Source organism: Salipiger sp., from assembly GCF_059781815.1.
Map to the genome: position 1 here is coordinate 1 of NZ_JBYNAH010000164.1, position 12,230 is coordinate 12,230.

Consider the following 12,230-nt stretch of genomic DNA (forward strand, 5'->3'; position numbering starts at 1 on the left):
GGCTCGGGTGAGATCCGCGCCCGCGGCGAACGCTCCTACCTCTTCGATTACGAACAGCCCACCGTGGCGCAGATCGCGCTCGCCGATGAAGAGGGCGTGGTGATGATCCCCGACTGGGACAACCACGAGCTGCGCGCCCTGATCCCGCTTGGCGCCTATGCTGACCGCTACCTCTATGTCAGCCGGGCTGTCGACGGCAACCTTCTGAACCTGCTCGATGAAACCCAGGCCACCGCCCAGTTCTACCAGCAGCAGGAAAGCGAGCGCGGCCGCCGCCTGTTCGACTTCGCGCTGCTCTATCTCGGCTTTGCGGTGCTGCTGATCCTCGCCGCGATCTGGCTCGGCCTGTGGTTCGCCGAGCGCCTGTCGCGCCCGGTGGGCCGCCTGACCGGTGCGGCGCAGCGCGTCGGCGCGGGCGATCTCGACGTGCAGGTGAAAGAGGAAGAGGGCGACGACGAGATCTCGATGCTCGGGCGCTACTTCAACCAGATGACGCGCCAGCTCAAGGCGCAGCGCGAGACCCTGCTCGAGAACACCCGCCAGATCGAGCGCCGCCAGCGGCTCTTCGACAGCGTGCTCTCCTCGGTCACCTCCGGCGTGGTCGGGCTTGATGACACCGGCCGCGTGACCTTCGTGAACCGCTCCGCCGAGCGTCTGCTCGGCTGGCACGAGACCAAGGCCGAGGTGCCGATCACCGTCGCCGTGCCCGAGTTCGGCGCGCTCTTCGACAAGCTCATGGCGACCGGGCAGGAGACCGCCCAGGAAGAGGTCAAGGTCAGCCGCGAGGGCCGGCTCGAGCACCTGCTGGTGCGCATGTCGGTGCGCCGCCGCGACGACGGCTCGCTCGAGGGCTACGTGGTGGCCTTTGACGACGTGACCGACCTCGTGAGCGCGCAGCGCATGGCCGCCTGGGGCGACGTCGCCCGCCGCATCGCGCATGAGATCAAGAACCCGCTGACCCCGATCCGCCTCTCTGCCGAGCGCATCAAGCGCAAGTTCGGCCGCCAGATGCAGGGCGAGGATGCCGAGAAGCTCGACCAGATGACCGAGGTCATCGTGCGCCAGACCGAGGACCTGCGCCGCATCGTCGACGAGTTCTCCAAGTTTGCCCGCATGCCCGAGCCCGAGCGCCGGCCCGAGGACGTGGTGGCGCTGCTGCGCGGCGCGGTGCTCCTGCAGGAGACCGGCCAGCCCGACGTGCGCTTCAAGACCGATCTGCCCGAGGGGGAAATGCCCTCCGAACTCGACGCCACGATGATCGGACAGGCCTTGACCAACATTATCAAGAATGCCGGAGAAGCCATTGAAACGCTTCTTGAAACCGGCGCGCCCGAGGGCTTCGTGCCAGAGATCCGGGTCAGCCTGACCGAAGAGGATGGCCGCGCGCTGATCCGGGTGATGGACAACGGCATCGGCCTTCCGGAGGACCGCGCGCGGCTCTTCGAGCCTTACGTGACAACCCGCGACAAGGGCACCGGCCTCGGCCTGCCCATCGTGAAGAAAATCATCGAGGAGCATGGCGGCAGCCTCGCCCTCGAGGACGCGCCGGTTTTCGACGGCGCAACCCATGCCGGGGCGATGGCGGTGATCCGCCTGCCGCTCGGGTCGATGCCGGCGGATCCGGCGCAAAAGCAAAAGATCATTGCAGAGTTAGAGGGGCAGACATGAGCGACATCCTGATCGTCGACGACGAGCGCGACATCCGCGAGCTGATCGGGGACATCCTCGAGGACGAGGGCTTCAGCACCCGGCTGGCGGCCAACAGCTCCGAGGCGATGGCCGAGGTCAACGCCGAGCCGCCCGGGCTGATGATCCTCGACATCTGGCTGAAGGACAGCAAGATGGACGGCATCGACATCCTCAAGACCGTCAAGCGCGACAACCCCGACATCCCGATCATCATCATCTCGGGCCACGGCAATATCGAGATCGCCGTGGCGGCGATCAAGCAGGGCGCCTACGACTTCATCGAGAAGCCGTTCAACATCGACCAGTTGCTGGTGGTGATCCGCCGCGCCATGGAAACCTCGCGCCTGCGTCGCGAGAACCAGAAGCTCAAGCGCCGCGAGACCGAGGTGGCGCAGATGGTCGGGGACAGCGCCGCCTTCCGCGCGCTGGTGAGCCAGCTCGACAAGGTCACGAAGAGCAACGGACGGGTGATGCTGACCGGCCCCGCGGGCTCGGGCAAGGAGGTGGCGGCGCGCTACATCCACGCCAACTCCGGCCGCGCCCAGGCGCCCTTCGTCACGGTGAACTGCGCCGGGGTCGAGCCCGAGACCATGGAAGAGGTGCTGTTCGGCCGCGAAAGCTCCGAGCGCGGCATCGAGCCCGGTCTGCTCGAACAGGCGCATGGCGGGGTGATCTATTTCGACGAGGTCGCCGACATGCCCGGCGGCACCCAGTCCAAGATCCTGCGCGTGCTGGTCGACCAGTCCTTCACCCGGGTCGGTGGCGCCGACAAGGTGCGGGTCGACCTGCGGGTGATCTCCTCCACCAACCGCGATCTCGAGGCCGAGATCGACGCGGGCCGCTTCCGGCAGGAGCTGTATCACCGGCTCAACGTGGTGCCGATCGCGGTGCCGAGCCTCGAGGACCGGCGCGAGGACATCCCGATGCTGGCGGCGCATTTCATCGAGGCCTGCAACAAGAGCCAGGGCCTGCCGGTGCGGCCGCTCTCGGAAGATGCGGTGGCGCTGATGCAGACCATGGTCTGGCCGGGCAACGTGCGCCAGCTCAAGAACCTCGTGGAACGTGTGCTGATCCTCGGCGAGGGCACCGGCCCGATCGAGGCCCGCGAACTGCCGCAGGACGCGCCCTCGGGCGGCGAGGACGATGGCCGCGTGGTGCTCTCCGGCACGCTGGCGACGCTGCCCCTGCGCGAGGCCCGCGAGGCGTTCGAGCGCGAATACCTGCTCACCCAGATCAACCGCTTCGGCGGCAACATCTCCCGCACCGCCGCCTTCGTCGGCATGGAGCGCTCGGCGCTGCACCGCAAGTTGAAGTCGCTGGGCGTGGTCACCGGCTCGAAATCCGGCGGTCGCATGGCCTATGTGGACGAGGACCATGTCCAGCAGGCAGGCTGACGCGCCACGCCGCATCGCGCCTGCTCTGATCCTGGCGCTGCTGCTCGCGGGCTGCGGCGGCACGGTCTCGACCCAGGGCCGCGTCGACACGCCGCCCGTGATCTCCGCCGAGGCGCGCGAGGCGCAGATCGCCGAGGTCGCGCAGGCGCTGCTGGCGCTCGGGCCGTCGGTCGATCCGACCGAGGCCGCCCGCGCTGCCCGGGTCGCGGTCGAAGGGCCGCTCGAGCGCGCCCGCGACTGGCGCGTGACCGACGCGCCGCTGGTGCATAATTTTAAGGTCGTGAACGGCCTGCGCGAGAGGGGCGTCTGCCAGGATTTCGCCGACGCGATGGAGATCGCGCTGGCCGCGGAAGGCTTTCGCACGCTCGAGCTGCACCGCGCCATCGCCAATGCCCGCAACGTCCGGCTCGAACATGCCACGGTCATCGTCACCGCCCGCGGCCAGCCGATGGAGCAGGGGCTGGTTCTCGATCCCTGGCGCATTGGGCAGGGGCGTCTCTGGTTTGGCCGCGTGTCCGAAGATCCGGACTATCGGTGGGAATCCCGCGCCGCCATACGCGCCTGGAACGAGACCTGGAAGGCCCGCGCCCTGTCCGGCATCTGATCCCGGCAGCTCTTCTTCTGGCCGGAAATATCCCGGGGAGTTTGAGGGGCAGCGCCCCTCACCGCCGCGACGCTGGCCACACCGTCCCGCCCACGACAAAGAGCGCCGCCGAACCCAAGCGCCCGCAAACCCCGCAGCCGCGCCACAGCCCGCCCGGCAGAGGAGGCGCCGCGGCAGCCGCCCGTTGACCCTCTGCCGCGCCCGTGTCATGCCAGCAAAACGTCTTGGGCCAACCACGAGGAACGGATGAAGGTCATCATTTGCGGGGCGGGGCAGGTCGGCTGGCAGATCGCCCGGCACCTCTCGGGCGAGCGCAACGACGTCACCGTCGTCGACAGCAACCCCGATCTCGTGCGTCGCGCCACCGATACGCTCGACGTGCAGGGCATCGCCGGCTTCGCCTCCTATCCGGATGTGCTCGAGAAGGCCGGCGCGCGCGATGCGGACATGGTCATCGCCGCCACCCATTCCGACGAGGTCAACATGGTCACCTGCCAGGTGGCCCACTCGATCTTCGCGATCCCGCGCAAGGTGGCCCGGCTGCGATCGCAATCCTACCTGACGGCGATCTACTCCGATCTCTACCGCCGCGACCACATGCCGATCGACGTGGTGATCAGCCCCGAGCGCGAGGTCGCCGAGGCGGCGCTGCAGCGGCTGTCGGCGCCGGCGGCCTTCGACACCGAGCGCTTCCTGCAGGGCGACGCGCAGCTCCTGGGCCTCACCATCGACGATGACTGCCCGATCGTGAACACGCCGCTGCGCCAGCTCTCCGACCTGTTCTCGACCCTGCGCGCGGTGGTGGTGGGCGTGCGCCGTGAGGGCACCCTGTTTGCGCCCGAGCCGCGCGACCAGCTTTTCGCCGGCGATTCCTGCTACGTCATCGTGCATCGCGAGGACATCCGCCGCACCCTCGAGATTTTCGGCAAGTCGCTGCGCAAGCAGGAGCGGGTGGTGGTGATCGGCGGCGGCAATGTGGGCCTCGCGGTGGCCAGCGCGCTCGAGAAGCGCGCCGAGCGCATCCGTGCCAAGGTGATCGAACGCGACCGCAAGCGCGCCGAGCGCGCCGCCGACGCGCTTGAGCGCACCATCGTGCTGCATGGTGACGGGCTCGACGCCGCGCTGCTCTCCGAGGCCGGGATCGACCGCGCCGACGCGGTGCTCTGCGTCACCGACGACGACAAGACCAACATGCTGGCGGCGGTGCGTGCCAAGGCGGCGGGCTGCCCGATGGCCATCGCGCTGGTCAACGATCCCACCATGGTTCCGCTGATGGATCCGCTCGGGGTCGATGCCTATATCAACCCACGCTCCACCACGGTGAGCTCGATCCTGCGCCACATCCGCCACGGGCGGGTGCGCTCGGTCTATTCGATCGGCGATGCCGAGGCCGAGGTGATCGAGGCCGAGGTGCTCTCGACCTCGTCGCTGGCGGGCAAGATGATCCGCGAGATCGATTTCCCCGAGGGTGTGCTCGTGGGGGCGGTGCGCAAGGGCGACAAGGTGGTCAAGATCACCGGCGATCTGCGCATCGAGGATGGCGACCGCGTGGTGATCTTCGCGCTGGCCAAGGACGTGGCGCAGGTCGAGCGGCTGCTCCAGGTCTCGATCGATTTCTTCTAGGCCGATGCGCGCGCTTGTCCGAACGCCGCTGATCCTGCTGTTGACCGGGATCGTCTGCGCCTCGATGATTTTCCCGGCGGCGGTGGCGCTGGCGCAGGAAGAGTTCCACGACGCCCGCAGCTTCTTTTATGCCGCCATCGTGGGGCTGGTGCTGACGGTGCTGGTGGCCATCGCGCAGGCCACGCGGCGGCACAACAACAACCCCTCGCGCCAGCTCTTCGCGCTGATGGGGGCCTTTGTGCTGCTGCCGGCGATCATGGCGGTGCCCTTTCACGAGGCGGTGCGCAACACCAGTTTTCTCAACGCCTTCTTCGAGATGGTCTCGAGCTTCACCACCACCGGCGCCACGCTGTTCGACGCGCAGCGCCTGTCGGATGCCGAGCATCTGTGGCGCGCGCAGGTGGGATGGCTCGGCGGGCTGCTGATGTGGGTGGCCGCCGCTGCGATCCTTGCGCCGCTGACGCTCGGCGGCTTCGAGATCACCGCCCGGGGGGAGCCGGGGCAGAGCGTCGATGCCGGTGCAGCGCGTCGCGACATGTCGGACCCGGCCGAGCGGCTCTCGGTCACCGCGCGCATGCTGGTGCCGATCTATTGCGGGCTGACGCTGGCCCTCTGGATCATGCTTATGGTGGCAGGCGACCCGCCGCTGCTGGCGGTGAGCCATGCCATGTCGACCATGGCGACCTCGGGCATCTCGCCGGTGTCGGCGCCGCTGAGTGCGCCGTCGGGCCTCGCTGGCGAAATGATCGTGTTCTGCTTCCTGTTCTTCGCGCTGTCGCGCCTCACCTTCTCCGGCGATACCGGCGCCTCCTACCGGCCCGGCCTGCGCGAGGATCCCGAGTTCCGCATGGGGCTGGCGCTGGCCATCGTGGTGCCGGCGCTGCTGTTCCTGCGCCACTGGATCGCCGCCTTCGACGTGGGCGAGGAGCAGAACCTGCTGCTCGGGCTGCGGGCGCTCTGGGGCGGCATCTTCACCGCGCTGTCCTTCCTGTCGACCACCGGCTTTGTCAGCGCCGACTGGGCTGAGGCGCGGAGCTGGTCCGGGCTCGAGACCCCGGGGCTGATGCTGATGGGTCTGGCGATCATGGGCGGCGGCGTGGCGACCACCGCCGGAGGGGTAAAGCTGTTGCGGATCTACGCGCTGTTCCTGGCGGGCAAACGCGAGCTCGAAAAGCTGGTGCACCCGCATTCGGTCGGCCATTCCGGCATCATGGCGCGGCGCATGCGGCGGCAGGGGGCGTTCATCGCCTGGGTCTTCTTCATGATGTTCGCCATGTCGATCGCCGCCTTTTCTCTGATCTTCAGCCTGTTCGGGCTGGATTTCGAGAATGCCATGGTGCTCACCATCGCGGGCCTCACCAATTGTGGCCCTCTGGTGCGCGCAGCCGCCGAGATGCCGGTCGACCTGGCCGGGCTGAGCGGCGGCGCCAAGCTCACCTTCAGCGCCGCCATGGTGCTCGGACGGCTGGAGCTTCTCGCCATCATCGTGCTGCTCACCCCCGGTCTCTGGCGCGACTGACGCCGGCGCAACCGACCGCAGCGCCGGATTCCGTGACGTTCCCCCGGCTGCTGCGACGGCAGGCGTTGCTGCATCCGCTTCGGGCAGACGGCGAAAACGCGCGTGGCATCGAAGCTACGGCCCTATTTTTGCACTGGAAGTTCCGTTGCACGCGATACATACTCGCTCAGACGAGGGAAGGCCGCGACGCGGCAAAGGGCAAGAATAAAGGCAATTTCAATGGCTTCGGACAGACAGAACCTGCAGGATGCATTCCTTAATCACGTCCGCAAAACCAAGGTTCCGGTTACAGTTTTTCTGATCAACGGCGTCAAACTTCAGGGTGTGATCACCTGGTTTGACAATTTCTGCGTGCTGCTGCGCCGTGATGGCCAGTCCCAGCTTGTCTACAAGCATGCGATCTCGACCATCATGCCGTCGCAGCCGATCAACCTCTATGACGGCGACGGCAACGATTGAAAGAACACGCAACGCATGTGACCCGCGCCTGGGTCCTGCATCCTGACATCCGCTCGGACCGGGATCGGCGCGACGCGGATATGGCCCTCGAGGAAGCCGTGGCGCTCGCCGCCGCGCTTCCCGACCTGGAGATCGTCGGCAGCGCCGTTGTGCCGCTGCGCGATCCCCATCCCGGACATCTCTTCGGCACCGGCAAGATCGAGGAACTGCGCCAGCAGATCCACGACGCCGAGGTCGAGCTTGTGCTGGTCGACGGCCCGGTGTCCCCGGTGCAGCAACGCAATCTCGAGAAGGAATGGAAGGTCAAGCTGCTCGACCGCACCGGCCTGATCCTCGAGATCTTCTCCGACCGCGCCGCCACCCGCGAGGGGGTCTTGCAGGTCGAGATGGCGGCGCTGAGCTACCAGAGAACCCGGCTGGTCCGCGCCTGGACCCACCTCGAGCGCCAGCGTGGCGGGCTCGGCTTCGTCGGCGGCCCCGGCGAAACCCAGATCGAGGCCGACCGGCGCGCCATCGACGAGCAGCTCGTGCGGCTGCGCCGTCAGCTCGAGCGCGTGGTCAAGACCCGCGACCTGCACCGCAAGGCGCGCGCCAAGGTGCCGTTCCCGATCGTGGCGCTGGTGGGCTACACCAACGCCGGCAAGTCGACGCTTTTCAACCGGCTCACCGGGGCCGAGGTCATGGCCAAGGACATGCTCTTCGCCACGCTCGACCCGACCATGCGCGCGGTGAAGCTGCCGACCGGCATCGATGTGATCCTGTCCGACACGGTGGGCTTCATCTCCGACCTGCCGACCGAGCTTGTCGCGGCCTTCCGCGCCACGCTCGAGGAGGTGCTGGCGGCCGACATCATCGTGCATGTGCGCGACATCTCGCATCCCAACACCGAGGAACAGGCGACGGACGTGGCCGCGATCCTCGACTCCCTGGGCGTGAACGAGGAGGTGCCGCTGGTCGAGGTCTGGAACAAGACCGACCGCCTGGCACCCGACGAGCATGACGCTGTGCTGCAACGCGCCGCGCGCGAGGAGCACATCTTCGCGGTCTCCGCGATCACCGGCGAGGGGCTCGACACCATGCTCGAGGCCATCACCGAGCGGCTGCAGGGCGAGACCCTCGAGGAGGAGCTGCACCTTGCGTTCTACGACGGCAAGCGCCGTTCTTGGCTGTTCAAGAAGGGGCTGGTGCAGAGCGAGGCGCAGGACGAGGACGGCTTTGTGCTGCAGGTGCGCTGGTCCGCCAAGGACCGCGCCCAGTTCGAAACCCTCTGAGACCGGGCGGGGCTGGCGCGGTGCTTGCGGCGTGCTAGCCTCTGGCTCGACAGATCAGACAGACGGAACCCGACTATGGCCGAGCACAGCCGAGTGACCGCGTGGTTCATCGACGGCCCGCGGCTGATGGCGTGGTCCGACGTGGCGGTGATGATGTTGGCGGTGGCGCTGCCGCCGCTGGTGGCGGTGCTGGCCTTCGGCCCCATCGGCATGGCGGCCTTTGCAGCGGCGATGCCGGCCCATGTCGCGGCGCGCGAGGGCGGGGCGCCGGTGGCGCTGCTCGCCACGCTGGCCACCGGGCTCGGCGGCATGGTGGCGATCGGCGATCCGGTCATGGCGCTGATGGTGGCCGGCTGCCTCGCGGCGATGACCGCCATCGCGGCGCATCACCGGCTGGCGCGGCCTGCGATGCGGGCGCTGCTGACCTGGACGCTGTTCACCTCGCCGCTCATCCCCTCCGACAACCTGCCGCTGCTCTTCGCGATCTATCTCGGCGGCATGGTCTGGAGCATCTCCGTCACCTCGCTGGCGCGCAAAGTCGGCGTGCCTGACCCGCCGGAGCGGGTCAGTCGGGTCTACAGCTTCACCTTCGGGGTGATCTTCGGGATCGGGCTGGTGAGCGCGGTCTGGCTCGGCCAGCGCGCCTTCGGCACGCATGGCTTCTGGCTGCCGCTGACCTTCGTGATCCTGTCGATGCCGCCCTATGGCGCACTGTTCTCGCGCAGCCTGATCCGCACGCTGGCGACGCTGCTGGGGGCCGCCGCGTCGGTGGCGCTGACGCTGCTGTCGCCGCCCGACTGGCTGACCATCGCGCTGGCGCTGGCCTGCTTCCCCATTGCCTTCCGCTTCATCCCGCGCAGCTCCTTCGTGGGCACAGCGCTGCTGACCTTCACCATCCTCGAGATGCTGTCGCTGATCTCGGATATCGACGTGCTGGCGGTGGAGCGGGTCGAGACGGTGATCCTCGCCAGCCTGATGACTCTCGGCCTCGGGCTGGTGGCGGCGGCGGCGCTCTGGGTGCTCAAGCGGGATGCTTTGCGCGAGATCACCGGCCGCGATCAGGGCTGAGCCGGGCGCTCAGCTGGCGAAGAGCGGCCGCTCGGGCGCGAGGAGCCGCCGTGCCGCGAGATAGCGCGCCGCCTGCCGTCGCGACGGCTCGGTCGGGGTGTTGGCCCAGACCCCGAGCGCGAACAGCCGTTGCAGGAAGATCACCGCCTCCGGCGTGCTCCCGACCGGCCCGTAGCCCCGTGAGAGCGCCGCGGCGTGATCCTCGAGCGCCTCGGGATCGTCCGACAGCGCCAGCGCGTCGATCAGCAGCGCCACAAGGTCGCGCAGCGGCTCGTCGGGTTTGTCGTTCTCGAAATCCAGCCCCACCAGCCCGTCGCGCGTGGCGATGAGATTGGCCAGATGCAGGTCGCGATGGGTCACCGCACGCATCGAGGGCGTGCCGCGCACGGCGCGGAACATCGTCTCGAGCCGCGCCACCTCACCCCGGAACGCGCCGATCTCGGGGATCTCCCGCGCGCCGCTTTCGTGCTGCTCGAGCAGCCGGTGCAGCCAGGCGATCTGCCCCTTGGGCCGGAACGGGTGGGCCTCGCGGGTCAGCCCGTGAAACCGACCGAGCCAGTGCCCGGCCGCCTTTAGCCGCCGCGCGGCCTCGTTCGGTGAGAGCCTTGGCAGCAGCGCCGCAAGGCTCGGCCCGTCCGCATAGGCCATGCCCACGACCCGCCGCGCCTCGTCATAGAACAGCACCTCAGGCGCGCCCTCGGGCCAATCCGCAACGACAGCGCGCTGACGCGCCGCCTGAGCGCGGGCCTTCTCGGCGGAGGCGGGCGCATAGACCTTGACCACCAGCCGCTCGTCGCGCGCGCAGGCGCAGAACACCTGCGCGCGCTGCGCAGTTTCGGTGTTCTTCAGGCAGCCAAGCCCGAACTCCACGCCGGGTCGCAGCTCGGCCAGCGCGGCGCGCGCAATCCCACGCGCGTCGGCCGGCGCAAGATGGGTCTCGCCGAGAGTCTTCCCGCTCATTCCGGCAGCAGCCGCGTCACCCCGATCGAGGCCGCCCGCGCGAGATCGGCGTCGAGCGACATGGGGATGTACTCGCCGCGCCGCCAGAGCGTGCCGAGATCGTCGTAATGGCGCGACAGGAAATGCCCCGATTGCCCGGTCGACGAGATGAAGACCGACGAATCCGGATCGGCGAAATCATAGACGCCGCGATAGGTGGCGGCGTGGATGTTGAGGAACGGCTCCGGGTCGCGGCCCGAAGTGCGGCCGCGCTCAAGGGTGAAATCGCCGCCGCTGGTGTTCTGCCGGATGTTGACGAAATGGCGCAGCACCGGGATCTCGCCCAGCACCGAATGCGCGTGCAGCGCCTGATGCGCGTCGCCCCAGCGCAGGCTTTCGAGCGATCCGCCATAGGTCTCGCCGATCCACACCAGCGCGTCGTCGAGCGATTGCCGCGCGATGTCGCTGCAGCTCTCGACCACCACCGAGCGGATCACGTCGCACCAGACCGCGGCGCCGTCGACATTGCGGAACACCCGCTCGATGAACAGCGGCTCGACGTGGTTGAACTTCTCCGCCAGCGGCCCGAGCTCGTCGCGGATCAGCCGCTCCTGCAGCGCCCGCAGCCAGGCGGCGTAGATCAGCGGCTCGGGCAGGTGCTCGTTCATCTCGCCGTTCCAGTTGGCGAGCAGGTCGAGCGCCTGCTGGCGGCGGCGCTCCGGGGTGCCGTCGGGCGCCGCCTCGCCGGTGTACCACAGGTCGCGCCCGATCAGCGGCAGCAGGGTGCGCGCCGCAGGCGAAACGGTGTCGAGCTGGGCCTCGATAAAGCTGTCGCGGGTGTGCACCTGCCGCCCCTGCATCAGCTGGGTCCAGCGCTGCACGCGCTGGCTGTCGCCCCAGTCGTAGCTGACATGCAGCGGGAAGGGGCGGTCGATGATCTTGTTGTTGGTGTTGCCGACAATGCCGCCGGCGGGCTCGGTCCAGACCGGGTTGGCGCTGTCGGGCAGGGTGCTTTGCCAGCGGTTGGCTTCGATCCAGCCGGGCGAGGGCAGGCGGCCCTGGCTCTGATGCGCCGGATCGCGCGCCGGCATCGCGCCGATGAGCTTCATGGCGATGCTGTCGCGGTCGATCAGCGTCAGCATCTGCGACGGCGCGACGAAGCGCCCGCTGCTCTCCAGCGCCTCCTCGACGCTGCCGGCGCGCATCAGCCCGATGGCGGCGCTCATCGAGCTGTCCTCCTCCGACAGCGCCGTCCAGCTCAGGCTCACCACGTGGCCCGGGGGCGTGATGGTCTCGAGATCGAAGCGGGTGCGCGGCAGCACGGGGCCGTTCTCGGTCCAGCGCAGAGTGACGGTGACCGGGGTGTCGTCCTTGATCTCGATGATCGAGCGCCGCGTGCGGAAGCGCGCCCAGCCCTCGGGGGTGCGGTACTGCTCGGAATTCTCGGGGTTCAGCTCCTCGATATGCAGGTCCTGGTCGTCGAGATAGGAGGAGGTCAGCCCCCAGGCGAGATCCTGCGAGCGCCCGAGCATCACCGCCGGCACGCCGGGGATGGTGCCGCCGATGACGCCGCCGCCCGAAAGCTGGAGCCGGGCGAGATACCAGGTCGAGGGGGCGGTGAGGCCGAGATGCGGATCGTTGGCCAGCAGCGTGCCGCCGCCCGC

General features: G+C 68.6%; 10 protein-coding genes. 8 read left to right on the plus strand and 2 right to left on the minus strand.

Annotation, left to right across the window (positions count from 1 at the left end; translation table 11 throughout):
- From AC6RA4_RS17415 to AC6RA4_RS17450, 8 genes are all read left to right on the plus strand, one after another.
- Nucleotides 1–1,668: sensor histidine kinase (locus AC6RA4_RS17415; protein WP_500162517.1), on the plus strand; the 1,668-nt coding region annotated here is incomplete at its 5' end.
- Nucleotides 1,665–3,083, plus strand: a complete 1,419-nt coding sequence (gene ntrX / locus AC6RA4_RS17420; protein WP_500162519.1) for a nitrogen assimilation response regulator NtrX — start codon at nt 1,665–1,667, stop codon at nt 3,081–3,083. The genes AC6RA4_RS17415 and ntrX, both read left to right, overlap by 4 nt.
- Entirely contained in the window at nt 3,064–3,687 is a 624-nt protein-coding gene (locus tag AC6RA4_RS17425; RefSeq protein WP_500162521.1) for a hypothetical protein, read from the plus strand. Before ntrX ends, AC6RA4_RS17425 begins: the two co-directional genes overlap by 20 nt.
- Before the next feature lie 246 nt (nt 3,688–3,933).
- A complete protein-coding gene (trkA, locus tag AC6RA4_RS17430) occupies nt 3,934–5,310 on the plus strand; it encodes a Trk system potassium transporter TrkA (RefSeq protein ID WP_500162523.1) in 1,377 nt (458 codons plus the stop codon).
- 4 nt (nt 5,311–5,314) lie between these two features.
- Nucleotides 5,315–6,829 carry a TrkH family potassium uptake protein gene (locus tag AC6RA4_RS17435; RefSeq protein WP_500162524.1) on the plus strand — a complete coding sequence of 505 codons (1,515 nt, stop codon included), beginning with the start codon at nt 5,315–5,317 and terminating at the stop codon, nt 6,827–6,829.
- Between the two features lie 219 nt (nt 6,830–7,048).
- Nucleotides 7,049–7,288, plus strand: coding sequence for an RNA chaperone Hfq (gene hfq, locus AC6RA4_RS17440; RefSeq protein ID WP_007800966.1), 240 nt, complete (start codon nt 7,049–7,051; stop codon nt 7,286–7,288).
- Nucleotides 7,289–7,305: 17 nt separating this feature from the next.
- Nucleotides 7,306–8,559, plus strand: a complete 1,254-nt coding sequence (hflX, locus tag AC6RA4_RS17445; RefSeq protein WP_500162532.1) for a GTPase HflX — start codon at nt 7,306–7,308, stop codon at nt 8,557–8,559.
- 75 nt (nt 8,560–8,634) lie between these two features.
- Nucleotides 8,635–9,627 (plus strand): FUSC family protein, encoded by a 993-nt coding sequence (locus AC6RA4_RS17450; RefSeq protein ID WP_500162527.1) that lies wholly within the window; start codon nt 8,635–8,637, stop codon nt 9,625–9,627.
- Nucleotides 9,628–9,636: 9 nt separating this feature from the next.
- On the opposite strand, the gene AC6RA4_RS17455 is transcribed toward AC6RA4_RS17450, so the two are convergent.
- On the minus strand, nt 9,637–10,587 hold the full coding sequence (locus tag AC6RA4_RS17455) for a phosphotransferase family protein (RefSeq protein WP_500162529.1): 951 nt from the start codon (nt 10,585–10,587) through the stop codon (nt 9,637–9,639).
- Nucleotides 10,584–12,230, minus strand: a 1,647-nt coding sequence (locus AC6RA4_RS17460; protein WP_500162530.1) for a penicillin acylase family protein, incomplete at its 5' end; no start/stop codon positions are given. The genes AC6RA4_RS17455 and AC6RA4_RS17460, both read right to left, overlap by 4 nt.